We start from the raw sequence: 25,104 nt of genomic DNA, 5'->3' as shown, positions 1-25,104 counted from the left end.
TCCGCGCACTTCGCGCCGGCCTCGTGCTCCGTCAGGATGCCGATGATCTGTTCGTCCGTAAATCTCGTTCGCTTCATTGTCCGTCCCCAAGTTGGACCGGACTCTAATCGACGGTGGAGGAAAAATCCCGTGGCAGGTCATCTTCGATACGCTTTCCATCAATAGCACCCGCTCTTTCCTCCGCGCTGTTCAGCGGGTAAAATCATTGGGGAGTAGCTCGTAGCGCCGCTATGCTAGCATCCTTTCATGGAGCTCGATCGCCTGCTCCAGATTCTCGAAATAGCTAATACGCCCGTGTTCAAGCACGAGCCCCGCGTCACAAAATTGACGGAGCTGGTTCATGGAATGGCTTACCATGATCGCATTTGAGGTCTTCATGCGTTCGCGGAACACAGCCTTGCTCTTACGCTTGAAGGAGGCATCGCCGACGGCGGTCACCTCGTCCACCAAGTAGGTATCGAAATGGATCCCCATCGAAGTGCCGAAGGTGAGGCGCGAGCGCATGCCGCTTGAATAGCTGCGCACCGGCATGTGGAAATATTTCCCAAGCTCGGTAAAATCCTCGACGAATTCCAGCAGACTGTCGGTATCCACCCCGTAGATGCGGGCGATGAAGCGCACATTCTGCGCCCCCGTCAATTCACGGTGGAACGACCCGCCGAACCCGACCGGCCAAGAGATGCTGCCGTCGGACCAAATCCGCCCGCGATCGGGGCGCAGGGTGCCGGCGATCAATTGCAGCAGGGTCGATTTCCCGGCCCCATTGCGCCCCAGCAGCGCCAGTGAGCGCCCCGAGGGCAGAGTCATGTTCAGATCGTCGATCACCAGCTTGCGTTCGCCGCGGATGCGGAAGCTTTTGGTGAGATGTTCGAAATGGATCATGCGCCCGGCCCTTCTTGCACGCCAGATTTGTGCCGCCGGATCAGGCGTCGCGGGCGGCGGGTGTCAGCTGCGGTCGCGGATACTGTAATAGATCAGCGCCCCGACCGCCCAGACCAGCAGCAGGAACACCCCTGTGAGCAGGAAGATCAGCCAGCGGCGCGGATATTGCGAGGATCCGGCGAGCGTCGGTTTGATGTAGACCGCAAGATAGCGGCTGTTGCGAATCGCCTCGTCACGAGCCGATTCGAGCGCCATGAGCGAGGCACGATAGACCTGTTCGGCGAACTCTCGATCCAAGTTCAAACTTTCGTATTCCGAGATCAGGCTCGGGTAATCCTTGCCTAAGCCGCCGGTATCAGTGTTGTCCGAAGCGAAAGTCTGGCGCTCAATCCGGATACGCTGGCGGATCACGTCGATTCGCTTACGCGCGGTGACCATGCGCGGATCATCTTCGCGGGTGGTGCCCTGCAGAAGATCATAACTGATCAGCGCCTCCGCCAGCTGCTGCTGGAGGTTGTTCATCACTCCCATGCGACCCTGGATATCGGCCTCAGGATCGACGATCTGAGTGCGGCTGCGGAAGCCGGTCATGGCCTCGCGGGCTCCGCGCAGCCGCTCGAGCGCCTCTTCCACATCGGCGCGGGCATGGCGCAGCGTATCCTCACGCGCTTGCTCGCTCAGTTCGTTGATGCGCTTTTCGCTCTCATTGACGATGATACCGGCGATCTTTTGCGCTGTATCGGGATCATAAGCCAGAACTTTGATTTCAGTCAGTCCGCTCGAACTATCATAAGCCAGCCGCACCACCCGGCGCCAGTACCAGATCAGATCCTCGAGCGTGGAGCGGGGCCAGAGCGCAAAGGCGAAATCGCGCGGCCAGTTCTGTGTATAATGCTCGCGCAAATCGACCTGTTGGTTCACCGCAGTGACCATTTCCTGGCTCTGGATGAAGGCATAAAGGATGTCGCTGTCGGTGGCGATCCCGCTGCCGCCGGCGAACTGCGCCAGTCCACCGACGAGATCCGAACCCGAGGCGGCGTTTTCCTGGCGCACCGCGAAGCCAGCGGTGGAACTGTATTGATCGACCGAAAGCAGCCCGAGATAAAGCATCACCAGAAATAGCGGCACCATCACGAGGGCCAGGAAGCTGCCGACGAGCCCGCGGTGGCGGGTCTGCATTCGGGCGCGCTTAGCTAACGGGCGCACTAGGAGCGCCCCGGCCCGCGCCGCTCGGCTGCCAAGGGCGCGGGCGCTTTCCGCCCCCGGCCGGTTGGGCAATTGGTCCGCCGGTTTCAGCCGATCCCGGACAGTCGCCTTCAGGCCGGGCTTGCGGGCGGGTTTCCGCCCGGGCCTCTCGCCGGCGGGCGGCTGCGCCGCGGGGCGGCGGGGATTGCCCGCGCCGGGCTCCCGGGGGTCGTCTGCGCCCCGTCTGGCGAGACCACCATCGGTGCCGCCGGCGGCGGCGCCAGCGGAAGTGTCGGACTTGCCATCCATGCGCATGCGCTCCAGCACGAGGCCGTTTGAACTTCTCCGGCGTTTCTTACATAGTCGCGCGGGCAAATACCAGCATCGCCCGCGCGGCTATAATCCCGAAACCCAAACATCTGTTCTGAAATCTCTTACCGAATCCCCCATGTCAGAGCCTGCCTCTCCCACTGCTGATTCCCCGTCCCATGAAAATGCGTCCGCCATGGCGCCGTGCCCAGAGCACCGCCCGGCCCGCAGCTTCGCCACTATGCGCGTGATCGCGGCGCTGCTCCTGCGCGAGATGTCCACGCGCTATGGCAAGACTCCGGGCGGATATATCTGGAGCATCATCGAGCCCCTCGCAGCCATCATGGTGCTCAGCATCGGTTTCGCGTTGATCCTGCGCACCCCGCCGATCGGAACCAGCTTCATGCTGTTCTACGCGACCGGTTATATGCCATACGGTATGTTCAACACTGTCGCAAACATGGTGGGGCGGTCGATCTCGTTTTCGAAACCGCTTCTGCAATATCCGGCTGTAACCTGGGTCGATGCAGTGCTGGCGCGGTTCCTGCTCAACAGCCTGACCTCAACATTTATCACCCTGATCCTGATCACCGTCATCCTGGTGTTAAGCGACACACAAGCCGTGCTCGACATGATCCCGATCCTGAGGGCAGGCCTACTGGCTTTACTGCTAGCCTTTGGGGTCGGGGTGCTGAACTGCGCGATTTCGGGGCTATTTCCGCTCTGGGAAGTGATCTGGTCGGTGATCACGCGCCCCCTATTCATCGCCTCGGGAGTATTCTTCCTTTACGATGACATGCCCCAGCTCGCGCGCGAGATTCTCTGGTACAACCCCTTGATCCACGTGATCGGCGAATTTCGCTCCGGCTTCTATCCGATGTATATAGTTGATTACGTCAACAATCTTTTCGTGCTGTCAGTGGCACTAGTCAGCCTGGTCATGGGGCTTGTTCTGCTCGGCCGCTATCACCGCGAGATCCTGATCCGCTGAAGGCCGCGAACAGGGCCTGCCCCGGAATCCAGGCCGGATTCAGCCCTTTTCAGGCCCGGATTTCGACCCTTCCTCGACCGGCCCGGGTTCGGAGCCGGTGCGCGCCAGTGCCAGGATCTCCTCGTGTGTCGCATCCAGTCTCTGCGCCAGCCCGTCGCGAATGGCGCGCGTGATCAGGCGCAGAAAGACCCGCCGTTCGCCGCCATGGTGGCGGATCTTGAGCAACCATTTCGGCAGCACCGCAAGCAGCGCCGGCCAGAACAGCCAGCCCGCCGCCGCGCGATAGACGATCAGCAGGTTGCGATGGTGGTAATAGCTTTTCCACAAGAGACGGAAGCGGCGCTCATGCGCCTGTATGGTCGAGAAGTCATGCTCGAAGCGCAGCGCCGGGTCGAATGCGATGCGCCCGCCGAGGCGGCGCAGGTGCAGAGTGTAAAGCACGTCATCGCCATAGACGAACAGCCGCCCGTCGGGATAGCCGGCCCGCAGGACCGCCGCCCGCGACAGGAATAGCCCGACGAAGGAAACCCCGTCCACCGCCCTGAGCGCCGTTCCCTCGTAATCCGCGGGGCCGAGGTGGAACCCCTCGCGCCCCCCTCCCCGAAGCGTGCGCAGGAAGGCGGCGCGGTTCCAGAACGGATTGATCGAGGGGCGGTTGATGTCGCAGATCCGCCCGTCGGGGTGACGCACCGCCGCCGCCCATGCGTCCCAGCCGCTGCGGTCGCCTGCGTGGAACACCGCGAGCGCCCCGGGTTCGGGGCGGCCGTCGTCATCCATGAGCAGGATCCAGTCGGGATCAAACCGCGCCACCGCCTCACGCATGGCCAGCTCGAACCCGCCGGCGCCGCCGAGGTTGCGCGGGCTCGTCACCACCTCGAGGCGGGGATCCTCCGGCTCCGCGAGCCAGTCCCCGGTGCCGTCGCTGCTCGCGTTGTCGACCACCAGCACCGCCGTGAGCATGTCCGGCCCGGAGTCGAGCAGCCGCCCGAGCGTCCGGCGCAGATGCGCAAGGCGGTTATGCGTCACCACCACGGCAACGAGACTGGCGGAAGGCGGGTTCACATGTCACTCCTGACGACTGGCCCGGCTAGGCACATAAAAGCCCGGACAAGTCAATTGCGCCCTGATTGCGGAAAAACAAGGTCAGCTTTGCTGTCGTATTGTTTCGCGCGCGAAACAATGGGGCAACTACTGTGACCTTTTTCTTTGTGCCCTGAGCCAGTCCTCAAGCGCCTCGTAAAGCTCCTGCGTGACCGGGGCCCCCGTGATCTCGATCCGGTTGCGGCTGGCGGTAAAGCCGAGGGTGAGGCCGGGCAGGGGGGTCGTGTTCACGCGCTCGCCCGCGGCCATATCCGGCCCGGTCGAGCGCAGGCGCGGACGCGGACCCGCCGGGGCGGCTGTCCCGGGGGCGGGCGGCGGTGTCGCCCGGGCAGCATCCTGTCCGGATCCGTCCCGCTCCGTTCCGTCCGGCCTTTGCAGCTCCTCAAGCGCATCGCCAAGCGCCCGCATCTCGGCCTCTGCCCCCTCGGGCGGCGCCATGCGCAGGATGCGGCGCAGATGCTCGCCCGCGCCCGGATCCGCCGCGAGCGCCCGCGACAGCGCAAGCCCCAGCCGTTCGCTGATCGCGGTCGGGTGGCGCAGCACGGAATCGAGCGCCTCGACCACGGGGATGAAACTGCCGATCTTGGAGCGTTTCGAGCGCGTGGTCGCGCCGAACAGCCCCTGGAGCGCGGCGCGCTCGGTCTCGTAAAGATCCTGCTGCATGGCGCGGATGGCGATGCGGGCGCGCTCGTAGAGGCTGAGATTGACGCGGATCTCGTTCTCTTCGACCATCGCCACATAGGCGTCCCGCGCATTTCCCGGGGCGATGGTGATCGCGCGCACATGGGCAAAGCGGGGATCATCCGTCTCGCGATAGAGCCGCTCGAGCGCGCTCACCCGCCGCCAGCCGGACACGAGCCCATGGGTTTTCCCCTGCACCCCGCCACCCCCGGGCCGCTCGAGCGCCACCACCTCGATCGCGGTCTGCTGGCCCCGGGCCCGCAGCGAGGCCATGAGCGCCTGCATCTCTTCCTCGTCCTGCTCGATCCGGTCGCGCATCAGGTAATGCACATCTACCGCCGAGAGCGGGATTTCCTCGATCAGCCGCCCCGATTCGCGGGCGTCGTCCAGCGCCCCGGCGAGTTCGGCGAGCGCGGCGCTGGCGGCGGCCTCGCCCGCGACCTGCGCGATCGGGGCGGGGCCGAGCCCCCGATGCAGGGCAGGGGCATCAGCCCCCTCCGGGGTGCCGCTGCCGCCGGGCCGGGCGGGGGAAAGGCGCTTGCGTCGGGCCATGGTCAGGTTCCTGTTGCTTGCGCCGCGGTGTCGGCATCGGCGGCGATCTGGTCGCGCCGCCAGATGCCGAGCAGGAGGCGCTTGAAGGCGGCATAGGTTTCATCAAAGGTCTCGCGGCCCCGCGCATAGGTCTCGCGGTTGAAATCGCGGTAATCGGCCTCGTAGATGCCGGCGACCTGTTCGCCCGCCTGGCCGATCAGGGCGGTGAAATCCTGGCGGTGCGGCGACAGGGTCGGCCCGAGATAGGCCTGGATCAGCGCCGCCATCTCGCCCTGCTGGACGGCGTCATAGCGGGTGATCACCGCGCGCACCGCATCCCATTCAAAGGCGATCCCCGGGCGGCCAAGGGCGCGGGCGGCAATGTTTTCGCCCTCCTCGATGCTGGCGAAGGTCGAATGCAACATGTCGAAGAACCGCCCGGTCGAATCGAATTCGAGAAAGGACGCGCCAAGCGGCACGAGCAGGATATCCGCCGCCGCCAGCCCGTTGATGGTCAGGTAACCAAGCGCCGGGGGCGTGTCGATGAAGACAAGGTCATAGTCCGCCAGCACCCCGTCGGCCGCGAGCCGCTCGGCCAGCGCATCCCAGAGCTTCCAGCCCCGCGCCGCCATGCGCCAGACCGGGATCTGGAACTCGGCCCAGTAAAGGTTCAGCTGCGCCCCGATCAGGTCGATATTGGGCCAGTGGGTGGTCTGGATCACGTCCCCCGCGCGCATCCCGAGCGCGGCATCGAGCGCCTCGTCCAGCGGCTGCGGCGCCTCGCCCCGGTCCAGCCGGCGCTGGTTCTCGGCGCGCAGATATTCGCCGTAATGGCGCGCCAGCAGCGGAAAGGCGGTCTGCCACTCATCCGCCACCTGCCCGCCGAAGATCGAGGTCATGGAGCCCTGTGAATCAAGGTCGATCACCAGCACCCGGTACCCGTCGAGCGCCGCCGACATGGCCAGATGCGCCGTCGTGCTGGTCTTGCCGACGCCGCCCTTGAAATTCGCGACCGCCACCATCTTGGCCGGCAGCCCCTCGGGGCGCCAGGGCAGATAGTCCTTGGCCCGCGACCCCTGCGCCGCGAAATGGGCGCGCAGCAGCAGCACCTCGTCCAGGGTGAACCACTTGGCGCCGCCCGGGGTCTCGCTGTGGCCCTGGGGCAGGTCGGGATTGGCGCGCAGCACGCGGCGGAAATGGGCCTGGGCGACCGGGATCAGGTAGCGGGTGATTTCCCAGGTCGAAAACAGCCGCAGCGCCTTGCGCCCGGCCTCGTTCAGCCCGCGCCCGGCCAGATCGTTGCGCCCCTCGGCGCAGGCCCCGGCGATTGCGGCAAAGCCCGCCGTGTCGGTCGGGGCGCCCAGTTCGGCCAGCGCCGCATCCGGGTCGATATTGAAATAGGGCGGGCTCTCTCGGTTCTTCATGCTGCTGCTCTGTTCCCGGATATTCGGTCAGGTATCGCGTTTCGACCCTTATATCACGAAAGGCAGCATATGGAAGCAAAAGCGTGACTCCCATCCTGTTTTTCTTTGCCGATCCGGCACTTGCAGCAGGCGCGGGGGCGGCTGTGGTGGCCCTGCCGGGGCAGGCGGGAAAAAATTTCCCTGTTAGATTCGTGTTATTTATAGTTAGGGCACCGGATGCTGTCCTGAAAAGCCCGGTGCTGCAGGGGCTTGGGGCGGATTTTGGGGCCTTGGGTGACTCTGAACCCCCGAAAGAATGATTCCCGAACCCCGATCAGGTGACTCCGATCCCACGATCCGCAACCCGCCCGACCGTTGTCAGCCGATGTGGATAACTCTAGGGTCGGTGTCATCGAAACCACGAAAGCGATTCCCGCCCCGAAGCGGGAACGGAACGGGCAGGGCGGCATGGGCAGGACGGCGGTTGCGGATCGGGCGGGGGGACTGTTGCCCGGTCATGCGCGGGGGGATTTCTTCCTCTGCGATATTTTCGGCGCGATCCCCAAGGACGACATCGCCAGCATGGAACATCCGCTGTTCTCGCTCGCGACCCGCCCCGACCGGCGCATCCTCTCCTATGAGCACAACGGGGTCGGGATCACCGTCACCCCCTCGGTGCGCGGGCTGGCCACGATCCACGACAAGGATATCCTGATCTTCTGCATCAGCCAGCTGATGGCGGCGCTGAACGCCGGGCGGCGGGTGTCGCGGCGGCTGCAGCTCAAGGCCCATGACCTGCTGGTCGCCACCAACCGCGAGACCTCGGGCGATTCCTACCGCCGCCTGCGCGACGCCTTCGAACGCCTCGCCGGCACCCGCATCACCACCAATATCGTCACCGGCGAGACCGAGACCACGAGCGGCTTCGGCCTGATCGAATCCTGGGAGATCGTGCGCCGCACCCGCGGCGGGCGCATGGTGAGCGTGGCGGTGACGCTTTCGGAATGGCTGTATCGCGCGGTGCTGGGCAAGGCGGTGCTGACCCTGTCGCGCGATTACTTCCGCCTGCGCAAGCCGCTCGAGCGGCGCATCTATGAACTTGCGCGCAAGCATTGCGGCCGGCAGGACAGCTGGCGGGTCTCGGTCGACACATTGCTGAAGAAATCGGGCTCCACCTCGCCGCGGCGCGTGTTCCGCCGAATGATGCGCGACATGATCGAGGAACAGAACCTGCCCGATTATACCCTTGCCGAGGAACCGGGGGATCTGATCCGCGTTACCCGCCGCGAGGCCTTGATCGAGACCCCGCCGCCGGTGCTGAGCGAATCCGCTCTGGACCAGGCGCGCGCCCTCATGCCCGGCGCGGATGTGCACAGCCTTGCGGCCGAATGGCGCGGGGTCTGGGCGCGCACGGGGGGGCCGCGCCTGCGCAGCGCCGATGCGGCCTTTCTCGGCTGGCTGCGCAAGCAGGCCGGTTAACCGCACCCGAAGCGGCGCTGTTGCCTGGATAGCCCATGCGGGATAACCCTCGGATGGGAACATGTGCGGGAACATGGCCGGAAAACATATGGGGGCCGCGGCAGCAAGGGGCAGGGGCAGAATTGCAGATCGAAGAGACAGCCATTCCGGGGGTGCTGATCCTGACCCCGGCCCGCCATAGCGATGGGCGCGGGTTCTTTTGCGAGACATGGAACGCGCGCCGCCTGGGTGAGGCCGGCATCACGCTTGATTTCGTGCAGGACAACCAGTCGCTTTCGCATGTGCCCGACACGGTTCGCGGGCTGCATTACCAGGCGCCGCCCCATGCCCAGGCCAAGCTCGTGCGCTGCGGGCGCGGCGCGCTTTTCGATGTGGCGGTGGATGCGCGCCGCGGCTCGCCCGCCTGGGGACAATGGGTCGGGGTCGATCTCACCCCCGAAGACGGGCGCCAGCTGCTCATTCCCGCCGGCTGCCTGCACGGTTTCGCGACCCGCGCCCCCGATACCGAAATTCTTTACAAATGCAGCGATTTCTACGCCCCCGACTGCGACGGGACGGTGCGATGGGACAGCTGCGGCATCGACTGGGGCCTTGGCGGTGCCCCGGTGCTGAGCGAAAAGGACGCGGCCGCCCCCCCCTGGGCCGAATTCGATAGTCCCTTCACCTGGCCCTTTACCCGGGAGGGTACCCCATGCGCCTGATCGTGACCGGAGGGGCGGGTTTCATCGGCTCGGCCGTGGTGCGCATGGCGGTCTCGCGCGGCCATGACGTGCTGACCGTCGATGCGCTGACCTATGCCGCCTGCCTCGACAATCTCGCGCCGCTCGAGGGCGCGCCGAACCACGCCTTCCTGCAGGCCGACATCCGCGATCCCGCCGCCATGGCGCGCGCCATGGCCGGGCACCGCCCCGATGCGGTGATCCACCTGGCCGCCGAATCCCATGTGGATCGCTCGATCGACGCGCCCAGCAATTTCATCGACACCAATGTGCAGGGAACCTTCATCCTGCTCGAGGCGGCGCGCGAGTGGTGGGACGGGCAGGGGTGCCCCGAAACCTTCCGCTTCCTGCATGTCTCGACCGACGAGGTCTTCGGCAGTCTCGGCCCCGGGGGGATGTTCACCGAGACCACCCCCTATGATCCGCGCAGCCCCTATTCGGCCTCCAAGGCGGCAAGCGACCACCTCGTGCGGGCCTGGTTCCACACCTACGGGCTGCCGGTGCTGATCGGCAACTGCTCGAACAATTACGGCCCCTACCAGTTCCCCGAAAAGCTGATCCCGGTGGTGATCCTGAACGCGCTCGCGGGGCGCGAAATCCCGGTCTATGGCGAGGGCGCCAATGTGCGCGACTGGCTCTATGTCGAGGATCACGCCGATGCGCTGCTGTGCATCCTCGAAAACGGGCGGATCGGGCGCTCCTACAACGTGGGCGGCGAGAACGAGGCGCGCAACATCGACCTCGTGCGCCGCATCTGCGCGATCCTCGACCAGTTACGCCCCATGCCCGCGCCCCATGCCGACCGGATCACCTTCGTCGCCGACCGCCCGGGTCACGACGCGCGCTATGCGATCGACCCCTCCCGCATCCGCGAGGAGCTCGGCTGGCGCCCCTCGCTCACTCTCGAACAGGGGCTTGAACGCACGGTGCGGTGGTATCTCGACAATGACTCCTGGTGGCGCGCGCTGCTCGGGCGCGACGGGGTCGGTCGCCGCCTCGGCCGGGGCAGGTGACATGCTTCTTCTGGCGAAAAATATCCTCGCCGAAGGCCCGGCTTTCGCCAGAAAGCCGGTCAGGGGCGCAAAAGCGCGGATCCGGGGCCGGGAGGCACGTCCGTGACCCTGCTGGTATTCGGCGAAAGCGGCCAGCTGGCCCGCGAACTCGGCCGCGCCGGGGGTGTCACCTGCCTGTCGCGCGCGCAGGCCGACCTCACGGACCCCGAGGCCTGCGCCGCAATGATCCGCGCCCATGCGCCCGCGGGCGTGATCAATGCCGCCGCCTTCACCGATGTGGACCGCGCCGAGTCTGACGAGGCGCTCGCCACGCGCATCAATGGCGCTGCCCCGGGCGCGATGGCACGGGCCTGCGCCGGGCTCGGGATTCCCTTCGTCACGGTCTCGACCGACTATGTCTTTGACGGCAGCGGCAGCGCGCCCTGGGCGCCCGCGGACCGGCCGGCGCCGCTCAATGCCTACGGGCGCTCGAAACTCGCCGGCGAACGACTGGTACTGGACGCGGGCGGGGCGGCGGTGGTGCTGCGCACATCCTGGGTGGTCTCGGCCCACGGGCGCAACTTCGTCCGCACCATGCTGCGCCTCGGGCGCGAACGCGATCACCTGGCGGTGGTCGCCGACCAGATCGGCGGCCCGACTCCGGCGCGGGCGCTGGCCGGGGCCTGCCTGGTGATTGCACAGACCCTGCGCGACCATCCCGGACATCGCGGCATCCACCATTTCAGCGGCACCCCCGATATCAGCTGGACCGGCTTCGCCCGCGCCATCTTCGATCAGGCCGGGCTTGCGGTCCGGGTCGGGGACATCCCCACCAGCGATTACCCGACCCCGGCCAGACGGCCGCTGAATTCACGCCTCGATTGCGGCGCGACCCTGGCCGCCTTCGGCCTTGCGCGCCCGGACTGGCGCTCGGGGCTGCGCGACATCCTTGACGAACTGGAGGCGGCGACATGACCATGCGCAGGGGCATCATTCTGGCCGGGGGCAGCGGCACGCGGCTTTACCCGATCACCATGGGGCTTTCGAAACAGCTTCTGCCGATCTACGACAAGCCGATGATCTATTACCCGCTCAGCGTGCTGATGCTGGCCGGGATCCGCGAGATCTGCGTGATCACCACCCCCGAGGACCGGGAACAGTTCATCCGCACGCTCGGCGACGGCAGCCAGTGGGGCATCCGCCTGTCCTATGTCGTGCAGCCGCGCCCGGACGGGCTTGCCCAGGCCTATGTGCTGGCCGAGGATTTCCTCGACGGCGCCCCTTCGGCGATGATCCTTGGCGACAACATCTTCTTCGGCCACGGCCTGCCCGAGCTCATGGCGGCGGTGTCCCCCGGGGGCGGCACGGTGTTCGGCTATCACGTGGCTGATCCCGAACGCTACGGGGTGGTCGATTTCGCCCCCGACGGCGGCGTGCGCGCGATCATCGAGAAACCCGCGGACCCGCCCTCGCGTTTTGCCGTGACCGGACTTTATTTTCTGGACGGCAGCGCCCCCGAGCGCGCCCGCCGCGTCACGCCCTCCGCGCGGGGCGAACTGGAAATCACCTCCCTGCTTGAAATGTATCTCGCCGACGGGGCGCTCTCGGTGCAGAAGATGGGGCGCGGCTATGCCTGGCTTGATACGGGCACCCATGGCAGCCTGCTCGATGCGGGGAATTTCGTGCGCACCTTGTCCGAACGCCAGGGGCTGCAGACTGGCTGCCCCGAGGAGATCGCCTGGAACCAGGGCTGGATCAGCGCCGCGGATCTCGCCGCCCGGGCCGGGATCTTTGCCAAGAACGGCTATGGCCGCTATCTTGTCGGACTGCTGGAATAGAGCCTGATCCGGGCCCGGATCTAGGCCCGTATCAGGCTCTGTAAAAGGGAAAGCGACGAATGAATGACGATGGCCCGGACCATCTGGGCGAGGCGATCGCCCTGGCCGAAGGCAATGTCCGGACCGGCGGGCGCCCTTTCGGTGCGGTGCTGGTCAGGGATGGCGTGGTGCTCGGGGCGGCGGTGAACGAGGCCCATCTGAGCGGCGATCCGACCGATCATGCCGAACTGCTCGCGATCCGGCGCGCGGTCCGCGACTACGGGGTGGCGGCGCTTGCCGGTGCCACCATTCATGCCAGCGGCCAGCCCTGCCCGATGTGCCTGGGCGCCTGTCATGCGGTGGGCATTGCCCGCGTGGTCTTTGCCGGATCGAATGCCGAGGGCGCGCCGCATGGCCTTTCGTCGCAATCCGCGCTCGAGCGGATCTGCCGCCTGCTCGGGCCGGAAAGCGGGTCGCCGGAGCCGGAGTGCGAACCGGGCATGAGGGTCGAACATAAGCCCCGCCCGGACCGGATCGCGGCCCTTTACCGGGACTGGGTCGGGCGCGCGCAGGGGTGAGGGGACGGGACGGAAGGAAGGGCGGCAATCCGCTGTTAACCTTTTTGCAAGGCTTGCGCTGTTTCCTTCACAACCGGGTCGGCGTAAGACACGCCTTAGGATCAGACAAGACAATCGGGCCTTTGCAGGAAGACGGATGAGAATGGTGCGCACCCTTGTTCTCGGAGCAAGCGGGCGGCTTGGCGGCATGCTGCGGGTCTTCTGGGGGGTGCGGCCCGCGGTCCTCTGGCAGAGCCGCCGTGCCGGGATGCCGGGGGCGCTGTGCTTCGATCCGCTGGACCGGGGGGCCCTGCTGCGGGCGGCCCGGGGCGCGGAGACCATCCTCTGCCTGGCCGGGGTGACGCCGGCGCGGGCCGCGCAGGGCGCGAATCTGGCCGAAAACAGCGAACTTGCGCTCGCGGCGCTGCGCGCGGGGGCCGAGACCGGGGCGCGAGTGCTGCTCGCCTCTTCGGCCGCGGTCTACGGGCGGGGCAATGGCGGCGGGCCGGTGCTGGATGAGGATGCGCCGCCTGCCCCGCAGAGCGCCTATGGCCGCGCCAAGGCCGAGATGGAGGGCCGGGCCCGCGATTTTGCCGCGCGGCGCGGAGTGCCGCTCTGCCTGCTCAGGATCGGCAATGTGGTCGGGGCGGATGCGATTCTCGGCGGCTGGCGTCCCGGTTTCGTGCTCGACCGGTTGGCCGACGGGACCACCCCCCGGCGCAGCTATATCGGGCCGGCCACATTCGCCGGCGTGATGGCGGGGCTCTGCGGGCTTGATGCGGAGCGCAGGAGTCGGCCGGATCTGCCGCAGGTGCTGAACATCGCCGCCCCCGGCGCCCCAGAAATGGGGGCGCTGCTCGCGGCGGCGGGGCTGCCCTTTGCCTGGCGTCCGGCCCCGGCGGAGGTGATCCCCCGGGTCGAGCTTGCGACCGAGCGGCTTGAACGGCTGGTACCGCTTGCCCCCGATGTGGGGTACCCTGCGACGCTGGTGCGGGAATGGCGCGACTGGCGCAGGGCCGCCCCATGAGCCCGGGAAAGCGCGTCCTTGATCTCGTCCTTGTCGGAATCCTCGCCCTTCCGGTGTCGCTGGTGCTTTCGGGGCTGCTTATCTGGCTTGCGTTCAAACAGGGGCGGCCGCTGTTTCACGTGGCCGAACGCATGAAGGGGGTGGACCGGCCGTTCTGGCTCTGGAAGCTGCGCACCATGCACGTGGCTGCGGAGGACCGCGGGGTATCGGGCGGCGACAAGAACGCGCGCATTACCCCGGCCGGGGCCTGGCTCCGGGCGCGCCGCCTTGATGAACTGCCCCAACTCTGGAACATCCTGAAGGGCGATCTGAGCTTTGTCGGTCCGCGTCCGCCCCTGCGCGAATATGTCGAACGCTTCCCCGATCTCTATGCCCGTGTGCTGGAAAGCCGTCCCGGAGTGACAGGACTGGCCACTCTGGTTTATCATCGCCACGAGGAGCGCCTGCTCGCGCGTTGTGCCACGCCGCAGGAAACCGACGCGGTCTATGCGCGCAGCTGTGTGCCCCGGAAGGCACGGCTCGACCTGATCTATCAGCGTCACCGGAACGTATGTTTCGATCTGCGGCTGATGCTGCACACGCTCGGGCCACTTCTGCGGTATCAATCATGAGCGCCCCTTTCCCCGTGCCGCCCCGGATTCCGGCAGCGGTCCTGTGTTTTTCCATTCCCGTTCCTCTGGTGGAGGGTCCATGCTGCTGAAGCTGATCACCTCGCTCAACCGGTCGCAGAAGGCGCTGATCTTTCTTAGCGTCGACCTTCTGATGGTGCCGCTCGCGCTGCTGTTCGCGCTGCTGGTGCAGGAACTGCCCGAACCAGGGCGGGCGCTCGCGCAGCTCGTGCCGGTGCTGCCCTGGCTGCTCGGTCTGGTCGGAGTGCTCGAGCTCGGGCTCGGGCTGCCAAAGATCCAGCTCAAGGCCTACGAGGGGCGGGCGATGCTGCGCAGCCTGCTGCTGGCGGTGGTGGCGGGTATCGCGCTTGCGAGCCTTCTGCATCTGGCCCGTCTTGCTCTGCCGTCGGGTACACCGATCATATTCACGCTCGGGTATTTCCTGCTCATGGTCGGGACAAGGATGCTGCTGCTGCAGGTGGTGCGCGGCGCCTATCGCCGCGGCAATCCGCGCCGGCGGGTGATCATCTACGGCGCCGGCACCACCGGGCGGCAACTGGCCTCGGCGCTGCACAACCACGAAAGCATTGATCCGGTCGCCTTCGTCGATGACAATGCCTCGCTGCAGGGGGTGATGGTGGCGGGGCTGCCGGTCTATGCCCCGGCGCGGCTGCGCGAACAAGCCGGACTCCGCGGGGTGAAGCGGATCCTGCTGGCCATGCCCTCGCTCAGCCAGCCGCGGCTTGCGCGGACCGCGCGGCTGCTCGGAACCTGGGGGTTCGAGGTGCAGACCCTGCCGAGCTTTGCCCAGCTGATCGGCGAAGAGCCGCTGCTCGACAAGCTGACCCCGGCGGCACCGCAAAGCTTTCTCGGCCGCATTCCCCATGCCGGGGCGCTGGAAGAGGCGGCGGCGGCCTATGCTGGGCGGGTGGTGCTGGTCTCGGGCGCCGGGGGGTCGATCGGCTCGGAGCTCTGCCGCCAGGTGCTGGCCTGCCATCCGCGCCGGCTGATCCTGTTCGAACTGAGCGAGCTTGCGCTTTACAACGTGCACCGCGAGCTCGAACAAACGGCCCAGGGCATCGGCGTGACCCTGGTGCCGGTGCTCGGCTCGGTCACCGATCCCCGCCAGGTGCGCCGCCTGCTGGCGGAGGAGGCCGTGCAGGTGGTGCTCCATGCCGCCGCCTACAAGCATGTGCCCCTGGTCGAGGCCAACCCGCTGAGCGGGCTTGCCAACAACATCTTCGGCACCCAGACGCTCGCCGCCGAGGCGGGCGCGGCGGGGGTCGAGCGGTTCATCCTGGTCTCGTCCGATAAGGCGGTGCGCCCGGCGAATGTCATGGGCGCCTCCAAGCGGCTTGCGGAACTCGTGGTGCAGGATCTGGCCACGCGCCACGGAACGACGGTGTTTTCCATGGTGCGCTTCGGCAATGTGCTCGGATCCTCGGGCTCGGTCGTGCCGCTGTTTCAGGAGCAGCTTCGTCAGGGCGGGCCGCTCACCGTCACCGATCCGCGCATGCGGCGCTATTTCATGACCATCCGCGAGGCGGTGCAGCTTGTGCTGAAGGCCGGAGCGGGGGCCGAGGGGGGCGAGATCTTCGTGCTCGACATGGGCGATCCGGTGCCGATCCTGAAACTTGCACGCCAGGTGATCGAGAGTGCAGGTTACACTGTGCGCGACGCGGCGAATCCCGCCGGCGACATCGACATCGAAATCACCGGGCTGCGTCCCGGCGAGAAGCTCGAGGAGGAAATCTCGATCAGCGGCGATCTCGTCCCGACCCGGTACCGGAAAATCCTCTGCGCCCGCGAGGCGCGGCTGTCGGAAATCGAGGTGGCGACCGCCCTGCGCGGGCTGCGCGCGGCGATGGCCGCGGGCGATGTGGCGCAGGCGCGGGCGGTGATCGCCCGCTGGACGGAATGCCCGGAAGATGCGCCCGCCGGGCGGACGCGGCCGGGCAGCGGGGCTCCTGAGCCCGCAAGGCGCGGCCGCAGACCAGTAAAAAGTGAAGTTCGGTAACAAGTACGCAGTGGAGGGGGAAAATCACCGGAAACGGTGAGAGAAAACAGGCACGCCAGACAGCAGAGGGAGCGAAACGACATGCAGGGTGACGGGCAAGGCCACGAGGCGGAACGCAACCGGAAACCAGGCATTGGCCGGAGGCGCCGCCGTCTCGCCGCGGCCCTGCTCGCCCTGCCCCTTGCCGCCGGTGCTGCCCCCGCGGCCTTTGCCGGGCCGCTGGCCGATGGCCCTGAACCGGGCGATCCGGCCCCGGCCACCTTGGCCGCGCCGCCGGCCGGTGGCGCCATCCGTGAAACCCCGGCCGGATCGGTTGCCGGGACCATTGGCGAAACCCCGGGCAGGACCATCGGCAGGACAACTGGCAGCGGCGCGGTCAGCTTTGGCGCGGTCACCGATCCCTTTCTCGGCCAGCGCGGGATGCTGGGCTGGAGCGAGCGCGGCTTCGGGCGGATCGGCTATAGCTGGCGGGGCGCCGATTACAGCGTGACCGCGGCGCTCGGCTTCGAGACCGGAAGCGGCCGGCCGCGTTTCGACGGCACTATGATCGAGCGCTATTTCGGCAACTGGACGCTTGGCGCCGGCCTGCGCGAGCGGCACTGGTCGCCCTCGCGCTACCGCTCCCTGATCCTGTCGCGCAATGCCCGCCCGCTGCCCTCGGTCTGGCTGGAGAAATCGACCCCCAGTGCCGTCGAGACCCCCTTGCTGGCCTGGCTCGGCCCCTGGGACGGCGAGGTCTTCGTCACCGGGCGCGACGGGTCGGCCGATGCCCGCCTCTTCGGCATGCGCCTCCGGATCCGCCCGCTCGCGGGGCTCGAGATCGACTTCCAGCGCACGGCGCAATGGTCGGGCGGCGGCCTTGGCCGGTTCGGCGACATGCTGATCGGCAGGACCAACGAGGGGCGCAGCGCCGAGGTGAACCAGATGGCGGGGGTGGGCATTTCCTGGCGCCTGCCCGAACATGTCCTGCCGGCGCGTTTCTACGTGCAGGCGATCGGCGAGGACGAGTCGGGGGGGCTGCCCTCCTGTTTCATGTATCTTGGCGGGGTCGAGCTCGAGACCCGGCTCGGCGACGTGCCGACGCGGATCACGCTCGAGGGCGTGGATACCCGCATCAAGACCACGAGAAACGGCTTCTGCGGCGCGGACACGGCCTATAATCACCACACTCACCCCTATATCCGCGACGGGCGGGTGATGGGGGCGGCGATCGACAGCGAGGGGCGCGAGATCGCCCTGCACCTGGAACACGAACTGTCCGATTTCAACCTGTCCTGGGGGGTGTCGCATGTGATCGTGAACGACAAGGACAACCCCGATCACCGGCTGAGCAGCGGCCGGGTCTCGGGGGGACTGGCCTATGTCGGGGTCGCGACCGAGTGGCAGGGGCTCGAGATCGAGGCGCTGCTTGCGCATCAGGGCTTTGCGCTCGACCGCGCTGACAGCCCCCGCGGCACCCGCCTCGCGGTCGGGGTCACGAAACGGTTCTGAAGGGGTGCCCGGGCGGCCCGGGACCCCTCGCGGCCGGGGTGGGTTGCAGCCCCCTTTCCCGGGCTGGCGCTTCCGCGCCGGCCCTTCCCCGAGAATGGTTTTCCCGCCAGTCCCGTAATCGCCAAGGCGCCGCGAAAAACCGGCCCAAGGGCAGGGCGCGCGCGCCCCGTGCGGCGATGACTTCGCGGTGCGTTCAATTTCACCTGCCATCATCAAACGACCGTATGCCAACGGTGCCACATGCGCCATGCCCCGGCAAATACCGCAGAAATGCGGGGCTTTCCGGCAGAAAAGCGAGGCGGGGCAGGTCCGGCAGGAACGAAATCGGCGGGTTTGCCGGTTGCCGAAAATCTGCTTGCGAAAGATCTGTCGGTGCTGATTATAGTAGCCGTATAATGATCATTATGTATCGTATCATATGAACAATACATGAAATCTGCAAGGATCGGACAGATGGATCAAGGCCCTCGGATCCCCGCATCCGCGCCGCTGGAGAGCCAAGCGGATTTGCCGGTTGCCGACTGGGCCCGGGCCGAGGCGGGGCAGGCGGCGCGGCTTGCGCGGGTGGCCGGGCAGCTTGGCGCGCTTGACGAGCGTCTGCATCGCGGCCCCCGGGGCTGGCGGCAGCGGCTGGCGCTGACCGAAGCGGCCGAGCTTGGCTGGCTTTGCGGCGAGCGGGTCACGCCCGACCGGCTGGCGCTCTGGGCGGCGCTGCGGATCGCCACCGCGCGCGACGCCGATGACGACGGGCGGGCGCTGGCGCGGGTGGGCTGGGCCATGCGCCGGCTGGGCGCGGGTCCGGGGCCGGAGGCGGGCCTGGTTGCCTTTCTTGGCCGGCACGAGCCGGAAACCGGCCCTGACACGGGGGAAACGGCCGGTTTTCCGCAGCCCGACGCGGAGGGCCCGATTGCGGAGCGCGCCGCGCAATGGGAGCGCACGATGGCGCAGGGGTGCGAGCTGCACCCGATCACCCGCGCCTGCATGGGGTTCCGGCTGTGGTTCCTCGCGGGGCTCGGTGTGCGGGGCGAGCGGATCGAGGCGGCGGTGGCGGCGGCGCGGATCTGCGCGGGCGAAAGCCGGGCGGCGGTGTTTGCGCCGCTCGCCACCGGCGGGGGGCAGGCGCTGCGCGGCAGCGGGGATGCGGACGCGCGGCTGGCCTGCTGGCTCGAGGGGCTGGCCGCCGGCCTGCGGACGATGATGCGCGCCCTTGACGAAATCGAAGCCTGGGAGGACCGCGCCCGGGTGCGGATGGCGGGGCTTTCGGGGCGCACGCCCGCGCGGCTTTGTACGGTGTTCAGTGAATGGCCACTTGTTTCCGCCCCCATGGCCGAGGCGCTGGCATCGGCAAGCCGCGCCACCGTGCAGCGCAATCTTGGCCGGATGGAGGCGCTTGGCCTCGTGCAGGAAATCACCGGCCAGAGCCGCTTTCGCATGTGGCGCGCGGCGCTGTAGCGGCGCGGGTGGAAGATCCGGGCGGTCAGACCTGCCCAGGGCCGATACTTATATCAGGCCGGTGATGAGGATGAGCAGGATCGGACCAGCATGTCGCGCACCGCCTGCATGAAAGGGGCGGGGCCCGCAGCAGAACACCTCGCGGTCAAGGTAATCGGGGGCCATCAGCCCGAGCATCGCCTGACTGAGCCGCCCGCCACGCGCCCGAAGGCGCGCGGAAGGTGAAGGTGGCGGCGTCCGCGGTCTCGGGGACCATCATCACGCATTCGAGTGGCTCGGCTTCCTGCCAGGGCTCGCCCGACCAGTTGTAACGTTCCTTGACCATCGGATCACTCGGCCGCGATGGCGCCGGCGGCGTCGGGCTGCAGGCGGCGAACCATCAGGGCCGCATACCAGCCGAGGAACTGGATCAGCCCCGGTTCCTGCACCGGCGAATTGGGACCGGGGCGACAGGCGGGGGAAAGGGCCCTCTTCTGGTTCTCCTCGACCACCTGCCCGTCCTCATCATTGGTGTAGAGCCAGACTTCGGTCAGCGTCTTCAGGTCATGGTCGCGTCCTTCCACGGCATCGGCGCGCACCAGCCCGGGTGAGGCGCGCAGGATCATTTGCGACGAGTGCAGGGACAGAGGCGACCGGGGGGCTTTCCCCGGTGCTGGCGGCAGTCCTTTACCGTGGCCCCAGCCTGGCCGTTCGATAGAATAGACCGGCTGCCCGATCGGCTGGAAGTCGCGACATGCCGGGTGCAGGTCTTTTCGCCGGTTACTCCTCTGCCAGAATGGCGCGATAACCTGCTCGCCAGTCGGGATAGCACATGACGAAGCCCGGCAGGGCGAGCATGCGGTCGTTTCTCAGGCGGCGGCTTTCGGCAAAGAACGCGGCCATTCCCGGAGAAAGGGCCGCCGGATCATAGGGGACGACCACTGGCAGAGGCAGGCCCAGCATATCGGCCAGACCGCAAAGCAGATCGACCGATGAACAGGGATTGCCATCCGCGAGATTGATCAGCCGTTCGCCCGCCGCCAGCGACAGCATCGCCGCCAGCGTGGCCCCGGCAATGTCATCGCGATGGATTCGGTTGAATACCTGGCCCGGCTTGTCAACGACGTGAAGGCCGCCGGCACGCAACGCCGCCAGATGGTTGCGCCCCGGCCCGTAGATGCCCGAGATGCGCAGGATATCGCAGGCCGCGCCGTGGCGGCGGGCTGCCTCCTGCCAGATGTCCTCGGCGATCAGCCGCGCTTTCGCATCAGGGCTGCGCGGGGCCGGCGGGCGGGATTCGTCGATCCATTCGCCGCCGCAATCGCCATAGACCGCGGTCGAGGAGAAATAGCCGATCCAGCCGAGCCGCCCGGCATTCGCCAGCGCCCGGGCCGCAAGCTCGTATGCCGGGCATCCCTCCGGCCCGGGCGGGGCCGACACCAGCAGGTCGGTGGTATCGTCCATCGCATCCAGCGCGAGCGCGCCGGTCTGTGCCGGGGCAAGTATGTCGATTCCCTCGCGCCGCAGCGCCTCGGCCTTTGTCGCATCCCGCGTGGTGGCCGAGACATGGGCCCCCTCGGCAAGCGCAAGCCGCGCCAGCGCACGGGCCGAATAACCCATGCCGAGTATCGTCAGGTGCCGTCCCGCGAGCCGCCCCTCGCCCGCTATAATCATGCCGCGGCACCTTCCAGCAGCCGCGCCTGCAGCGCGTCCATGGCGGCGATCTGGTCGGGTTTCAGCGCCTTGTTCCCGTCCCGGCCCAGGTAGATCTTGAACATGCAGCTACCGTCATGGGCGTAGAACTGCACCGAGGCCGTGTCCATGCTGAAGAACCTGCGCCGCACGAAGGCGATGCGGGCGCATTTCCGGTAATGGATATGGCCGCCGATGGCCTTGTCATGCAGGTTGAACATGCCGTGGCCGACCTCGCCGGGACCGACCGGGGCCTTGACCTCGAAGATGATGTTGGGGGTGTTGACGATGAAGGTGATCTCGCCCCAGCGGGTGATGTCCTCCATCACCTCGGTGAACAATTCGCCGGAGAGGCTGACCACCTCGCCCTCGGGCAGGGCGTCGAGGACGGCGAGCGGCGTCACCCCGGCCTTTTCGGCAATGTCTTCGAGGGCGCCGGTGGGATTTTCGGCGATGGCGGCGCGGATGGCATCCTTTGTCATGTCAGGTCTCCAAGGTCAGGGTGCTGGCCCAGCCAGCTGATGAGCCGCCCGGTCATGGCCACCTGCCAGAAACGGCCGGCCCGGGTCAGGCGGTGAAAGCGGTGGTCGGGCTCGAACAGGCCGGCGCGGGTCCATTGCACGATCAGGGGCGCGGCATGAGTGTGAAAGCTGGTGGCTTCGGCACCGCACAGACCGGCAATCGCGCAGTCCACGGCGCGCGGGTCGAGGCGGCCGAATTCCATCCCCGACTTCACCGCATTGAGCACCGGCGCGATCAAACTCGCGCGCATCAGCCCCGGCGCCAGCGGCCGGATGCCGCCGGCATCGGCCTGATAGGTCGCGAGATCCGTGCTGATGCGGTAATGCAGCCCGTCCAGAAATCCGGCCGCACCGGCGCCGAAAGCCAGGCAGTCATGGCCGACCTTGACGGCGACGTTGTAGACGCTGCGTTCGCGCAGGGAACCGCGCCAGTGACTGGCCGAGATCCGCTCCCAGCCCTCGGACAGGGCGGCATCCTCGCCGGCGGCCAGATAATCGCCGAGGCCGGTGGTCGGCGCGGGCTCCATCTTGCCCTTTTCGATCGCGGTCAGCAGCGGCGTGCCGGGGATCAGGTGCAGGGAATAGAGCGATACCCCGTCCAGCCCCAGATCGGCGGCGCGATGCATGTCGTCGGCCACATCCTCGGGCAGTTGCCGGGGCAGGCCATAGATCAGGTCGATCGCGACCGCACCCCGGTCCAGCGCCACCAGCGCCGCGAGATCCTGCATCAGGTCATCCGTGCCGGCGCGGCGGCCCTGCGGGCGGCGCACCTTTTCGTTGAAGCTCTGCACGCCGAGCGAAATGCGGGTAACGCCGGCGTCATAGGCCGCAAGCGCCTTGTCGGCATCGAGCGTGGTGATGCGCCCCTCGAGCGTGATCTCGCAGTCGGGCGTCAGCGGCAGGTGGCGGCGGAGGGCCGTGATCAGCCGCACGATGTCGCCGGTGGCGAGCGCGGTCGGCGTGCCGCCGCCAAGGTAAACGGCCTGCAGCGGCGGGCCGTCACGGGCCGGGGTGCGGGCAAACGCCTCAAGCTGCGCGATCACCGCATCGACATAGGGCGCTCCTTTGGCCGCGTGCCAGGGATTCTGGTAAAAGCCGCAGAACAGGCAATGGTTTTCACAGAACGGGACATGGACATAGCCAACCGCCGGGCGCGAACGCGGCCGGGCGTGCATTCCGGCCCAGAGCGCGGGCACCTCGGTCTCCGCGACGGGGCGCATGCCGGTGAAGCTATGCACCGGACGGCGACCGCCGAAGGCCCGGGCCAGCGGGTCGCCGGTCTCCTCGGCGAACAGGCTCTCGAGCGTCGGCCTGCTGTCCCTGTGCCCCGGAGACGGGGCGCGCAGGCGGGTGGAGGCGGCTTGCCGGTCGGAACGGGCGGATGCGAACATGTTGATACTCCACGTCAGCGCGGCGCGGCAGTGACTGCCGCCGCATCAGAAGGTCCTGGTCAGGAACAGGTTCACCGAACGCCCTGCTCCGGTCATCTCGCCATAGGGCTGATAGGTGCGGTTGGTGATGTTGTTCAGTTCGATGACCGCTGTCACATCGTTGGCGAAGGTCATCGAGCCATGCAGGTTGAGCGTGCCATAGCCGCCGGTGCGGTCCGTGACGGCGGCGGTTTCATCCCGCATCCGCACACGGGTTTCCCCGCGGACGAACAGATCCACCTCGCCATATACGTCCGTCAGCGCCCAGTCCTTGCGCAGGCCGATCCGGCCCGACAGTGCGGGCGTGCCGCTGTCGGTGGTCGAATAGCCGTTGGCAAAGGAGAATTCGCGCCGCATCGCCGCCGCCGTGACATAGGGCGTCAGCCCCTGTCCGGCGAGGTCGTATTCCGCATGGAGTTCCAACCCCCAGGTCTTTGCCCTGTCCACGTTCCGATACTGGCTGATGACGTTGCGCGGATCGCTTGCGTCGATCACCATCGAGGCGATGTAGTTGCGGGCATTGCTGTAGAACAGCGTCGAATCAAGCAGCAGCCCGCCGAAATCATAGCGCGCGCCAAGCTCGTAGGTGGTCGCGCGCTCGGGTTCGAGCGCAGGGTTGCCGATCGTCGTGCCCTCGCCGCCGGCGGTGGTCGAAAGGAAAAGCTGCCCCAGCGAGGGATAGATATAACCCTGCGAGACATTGGCCCGCAGCGCCAGGCTGTCGTCGGGCGACCAGACCAGCCCGGCCGAGAACAGCGCGAGACTGTCCGAACTGCTTTCGCGCGGCAGATCGGCGCCGTCTTCGCGGGCGGTTTCGTGCCGGGCCTTCACGTTGTACCAGCGCCCGCCAAGGGTCAGCGTCAGGTCGCCGCCGAGGTCGATCTCGTGCTGGCCGAAGATCGAGGTGGTCCGCACCACGGCATCATCGTAACGCAGCCTTGTGCTGACGCTCGGGAAAGGCAGCATGGGCCCGCTGACCGTGGTGATCGTGTCCTTGTCGGCCTCAAGCCGGTCGTCTTCGTATTCCAGCCCGACCACCGTCCGCGTGCGGTCGGAAAACCGCATCTCGGCCCGCAGGCTGGCGCCCCAGGTCAGTTGCCGGTCGCGCGAGGCCGACACCACGTTCAGCGTCATCGGCGCCGGGTGGATCGTGACATCGTTGCGGAACAGACGGTCGATGGTCTGGCGATAGACATCAAGGCGCAGCCGTTCGAGCCACGGGGTAAGGTCGGTGCCCTCATAGAACAGCCCCACCTTGCGCAGGTCGCGCTTTGGCAATTCGATGATGAATTCCGGGTCGCCGGTCGGCACATTGGCCGAAAGGTCATAGCTGAGCGCCGTCACCCCGACATAGTGCCTGCCCATCCGATAGCCGAGATGGCCGGAAACCGTGCGGTCGCTGGTGTCCGACTGATCCATGATCCCGCTCGGCGTGTGCCGGTCGCCCTGCCGCATCCGTCCGAAGGTCAGGCGATAGTCGAATTCGCCCGCCCCGGCATCGACGGTGCCCGCCGCCGTGGCCGAGGCGCGCCAGCCCTCGGTCGCCGAAATGTAACCGGCGGTGGTCGTCAGTTCGAAGGGTTCTGCCGCCCCTTTCTTCGTGATGATGTTGACGACCCCGCCGATCGCCTGACTGCCCGATGTGACGGACGAGGAACCCCGCACGATCTCGATGCGCTCGATCGAGGCCGGGTCGATCAGCACCGGCTGGCCATAGTTGGTATGATCGGTCAGCTTCTGCCCGTCGATCATGATCGCGACGCGACGGGCGCTTTCGCCCCGGATCGAGATGCGCTCGATCCCCTCTTCCGAGATCCGCACCCCGGGCACGTCGCGCAGCAGCTTCGCCACCGAGAGCGGCGCGGTCCGGCGCAGCTCTTCTCCGTCGACGACGGTGATCGACGCCGGGTTCTTCAGAACTTCGGTCGGCAGCCCGGTCGAAGTGACCGTGATCGTGTCGAGATACTGGGGCGCGTCTTCGGGTGCGCTCTCCTGAGCGAGAACCGGCAGGGCCGTGGTCAGGGAAAGCAGCAGGCCAAGGGCGCGCGGCCCGGGCCTCCGGTTGTGCATGGTCGCCATGGCTGTCCTTCTTGATGACGGAACACCGTTGTTCCGGGCTGCCTGGCGATTTGCTGGGTGATGTCTGCGCGGAAATATCGCGCCGGAAATACTTGAGTATTTTACTAGCCTTTTGCTCCGTGCCCGACAAGATCATTTGACGGCTCAAGCTCTGGCCGATC

At 67.2% G+C, this 25,104-nt stretch carries 24 protein-coding genes and 1 pseudogene; 14 read left to right on the top strand and 11 right to left on the bottom strand.

Annotated elements, in window-relative coordinates:
• Nucleotides 1-228: 228 nt before the first annotated feature.
• Both B0B01_RS12135 and B0B01_RS12130 read right to left on the bottom strand, forming a co-directional pair.
• Nucleotides 229-882: an ABC transporter ATP-binding protein gene (locus tag B0B01_RS12135; protein ID WP_076650316.1), complete on the bottom strand. Its 654-nt coding sequence runs from the start codon at nt 880-882 to the stop codon at nt 229-231.
• Nucleotides 883-945: 63 nt separating this feature from the next.
• Nucleotides 946-2,061 carry a KpsE/RkpR family capsule polysaccharide export protein gene (locus B0B01_RS12130; RefSeq protein WP_143733100.1) on the bottom strand — a complete coding sequence of 372 codons (1,116 nt, stop codon included), beginning with the start codon at nt 2,059-2,061 and terminating at the stop codon, nt 946-948.
• 99 nt (nt 2,062-2,160) lie between these two features.
• Here B0B01_RS12130 and B0B01_RS13095 point away from each other — a divergent pair, with 99 nt between their 5' ends.
• Together B0B01_RS13095 and B0B01_RS12125 are read left to right on the top strand one after the other, a co-directional pair.
• Entirely contained in the window at nt 2,161-2,406 is a 246-nt protein-coding gene (locus B0B01_RS13095) for a hypothetical protein (RefSeq protein WP_143733099.1), read from the top strand.
• 109 nt (nt 2,407-2,515) lie between these two features.
• Entirely contained in the window at nt 2,516-3,367 is an 852-nt protein-coding gene (locus tag B0B01_RS12125; RefSeq protein WP_083946351.1) for an ABC transporter permease, read from the top strand.
• A gap of 39 nt (nt 3,368-3,406) precedes the next feature.
• On the opposite strand, the gene B0B01_RS12120 is transcribed toward B0B01_RS12125, so the two are convergent.
• From B0B01_RS12120 to B0B01_RS12110, 3 genes are all read right to left on the bottom strand, one after another.
• A complete protein-coding gene (locus tag B0B01_RS12120; RefSeq protein ID WP_083946349.1) occupies nt 3,407-4,429 on the bottom strand; it encodes a glycosyltransferase in 1,023 nt (340 codons plus the stop codon).
• A gap of 126 nt (nt 4,430-4,555) precedes the next feature.
• Nucleotides 4,556-5,701 (bottom strand): ParB/RepB/Spo0J family partition protein, encoded by a 1,146-nt coding sequence (locus tag B0B01_RS12115; RefSeq protein WP_076650313.1) that lies wholly within the window; start codon nt 5,699-5,701, stop codon nt 4,556-4,558.
• A 2-nt stretch (nt 5,702-5,703) separates the two neighbouring features.
• Complete coding sequence (locus B0B01_RS12110; RefSeq protein ID WP_076650312.1) at nt 5,704-7,104, bottom strand: AAA family ATPase; 1,401 nt, start codon at nt 7,102-7,104, stop codon at nt 5,704-5,706.
• Nucleotides 7,105-7,187: 83 nt separating this feature from the next.
• Here B0B01_RS12110 and B0B01_RS13090 point away from each other — a divergent pair, with 83 nt between their 5' ends.
• The 12 genes from B0B01_RS13090 (at nt 7,188) to B0B01_RS12055 (ending at nt 19,242) form a co-directional block, all read left to right on the top strand.
• The gene (locus B0B01_RS13090) at nt 7,188-7,403 is read left to right on the top strand and encodes a hypothetical protein (RefSeq protein WP_143733098.1); all 216 of its coding nucleotides are present in this window, start codon (nt 7,188-7,190) and stop codon (nt 7,401-7,403) included.
• 148 nt (nt 7,404-7,551) lie between these two features.
• A complete protein-coding gene (locus tag B0B01_RS12105; RefSeq protein ID WP_076650311.1) occupies nt 7,552-8,562 on the top strand; it encodes a replication initiator protein A in 1,011 nt (336 codons plus the stop codon).
• A 122-nt stretch (nt 8,563-8,684) separates the two neighbouring features.
• Complete coding sequence (rfbC, locus tag B0B01_RS12100; protein ID WP_076650310.1) at nt 8,685-9,263, top strand: dTDP-4-dehydrorhamnose 3,5-epimerase; 579 nt, start codon at nt 8,685-8,687, stop codon at nt 9,261-9,263.
• Nucleotides 9,254-10,294, top strand: coding sequence for a dTDP-glucose 4,6-dehydratase (gene rfbB / locus B0B01_RS12095; RefSeq protein ID WP_076650309.1), 1,041 nt, complete (start codon nt 9,254-9,256; stop codon nt 10,292-10,294). Before rfbC ends, rfbB begins: the two co-directional genes overlap by 10 nt.
• Before the next feature lie 102 nt (nt 10,295-10,396).
• Nucleotides 10,397-11,248 (top strand): dTDP-4-dehydrorhamnose reductase, encoded by an 852-nt coding sequence (rfbD, locus tag B0B01_RS12090; protein ID WP_076650308.1) that lies wholly within the window; start codon nt 10,397-10,399, stop codon nt 11,246-11,248.
• Nucleotides 11,245-12,111: a glucose-1-phosphate thymidylyltransferase RfbA gene (gene rfbA, locus B0B01_RS12085; protein WP_076650307.1), complete on the top strand. Its 867-nt coding sequence runs from the start codon at nt 11,245-11,247 to the stop codon at nt 12,109-12,111. Before rfbD ends, rfbA begins: the two co-directional genes overlap by 4 nt.
• Nucleotides 12,112-12,170: 59 nt before the next feature.
• Nucleotides 12,171-12,668, top strand: coding sequence for a nucleoside deaminase (locus tag B0B01_RS12080; protein ID WP_076650306.1), 498 nt, complete (start codon nt 12,171-12,173; stop codon nt 12,666-12,668).
• A gap of 142 nt (nt 12,669-12,810) precedes the next feature.
• A complete protein-coding gene (locus tag B0B01_RS12075) occupies nt 12,811-13,674 on the top strand; it encodes an NAD-dependent epimerase/dehydratase family protein (protein WP_076650305.1) in 864 nt (287 codons plus the stop codon).
• Nucleotides 13,671-14,285, top strand: coding sequence for a sugar transferase (locus B0B01_RS12070; protein ID WP_076650339.1), 615 nt, complete (start codon nt 13,671-13,673; stop codon nt 14,283-14,285). Before B0B01_RS12075 ends, B0B01_RS12070 begins: the two co-directional genes overlap by 4 nt.
• A 79-nt stretch (nt 14,286-14,364) precedes the next feature.
• Nucleotides 14,365-16,299: a polysaccharide biosynthesis protein gene (locus tag B0B01_RS12065; protein ID WP_076650304.1), complete on the top strand. Its 1,935-nt coding sequence runs from the start codon at nt 14,365-14,367 to the stop codon at nt 16,297-16,299.
• A gap of 81 nt (nt 16,300-16,380) precedes the next feature.
• Complete coding sequence (locus B0B01_RS12060) at nt 16,381-17,790, top strand: capsule assembly Wzi family protein (RefSeq protein WP_076650303.1); 1,410 nt, start codon at nt 16,381-16,383, stop codon at nt 17,788-17,790.
• 453 nt (nt 17,791-18,243) lie between these two features.
• The gene (locus B0B01_RS12055; RefSeq protein WP_076650302.1) at nt 18,244-19,242 is read left to right on the top strand and encodes a helix-turn-helix domain-containing protein; all 999 of its coding nucleotides are present in this window, start codon (nt 18,244-18,246) and stop codon (nt 19,240-19,242) included.
• 86 nt (nt 19,243-19,328) lie between these two features.
• Here the strand turns inward: B0B01_RS12055 and B0B01_RS13590 are convergent.
• From B0B01_RS13590 to B0B01_RS12030, 6 genes and pseudogenes are all read right to left on the bottom strand, one after another.
• Nucleotides 19,329-19,437 (bottom strand): annotated as a pseudogene (locus B0B01_RS13590) (hybrid-cluster NAD(P)-dependent oxidoreductase); the annotation flags it as partial.
• 134 nt (nt 19,438-19,571) lie between these two features.
• Nucleotides 19,572-19,847: an SRPBCC family protein gene (locus B0B01_RS12050; RefSeq protein ID WP_076650301.1), complete on the bottom strand. Its 276-nt coding sequence runs from the start codon at nt 19,845-19,847 to the stop codon at nt 19,572-19,574.
• A 154-nt stretch (nt 19,848-20,001) separates the two neighbouring features.
• Nucleotides 20,002-20,895, bottom strand: coding sequence for an NAD-dependent epimerase/dehydratase family protein (locus B0B01_RS12045; RefSeq protein ID WP_076650300.1), 894 nt, complete (start codon nt 20,893-20,895; stop codon nt 20,002-20,004).
• The gene (hutX, locus tag B0B01_RS12040) at nt 20,892-21,395 is read right to left on the bottom strand and encodes a heme utilization cystosolic carrier protein HutX (protein ID WP_076650299.1); all 504 of its coding nucleotides are present in this window, start codon (nt 21,393-21,395) and stop codon (nt 20,892-20,894) included. The genes B0B01_RS12045 and hutX overlap by 4 nt, the downstream gene beginning before the upstream one ends.
• Nucleotides 21,392-22,825: a heme anaerobic degradation radical SAM methyltransferase ChuW/HutW gene (gene hutW / locus B0B01_RS12035; RefSeq protein WP_083946341.1), complete on the bottom strand. Its 1,434-nt coding sequence runs from the start codon at nt 22,823-22,825 to the stop codon at nt 21,392-21,394. Before hutW ends, hutX begins: the two co-directional genes overlap by 4 nt.
• A gap of 45 nt (nt 22,826-22,870) precedes the next feature.
• Nucleotides 22,871-24,943: a TonB-dependent receptor gene (locus tag B0B01_RS12030; protein ID WP_076650298.1), complete on the bottom strand. Its 2,073-nt coding sequence runs from the start codon at nt 24,941-24,943 to the stop codon at nt 22,871-22,873.
• Between the last annotated feature and the right edge of the window lie 161 nt (nt 24,944-25,104).

Origin of the sequence: Pontibaca methylaminivorans (genome assembly GCF_900156525.1) — a bacterium.
Lineage (GTDB): Bacteria > Pseudomonadota > Alphaproteobacteria > Rhodobacterales > Rhodobacteraceae > Pontibaca > Pontibaca methylaminivorans.
This window is presented reverse-complemented; position numbering and strand designations above follow the sequence as displayed.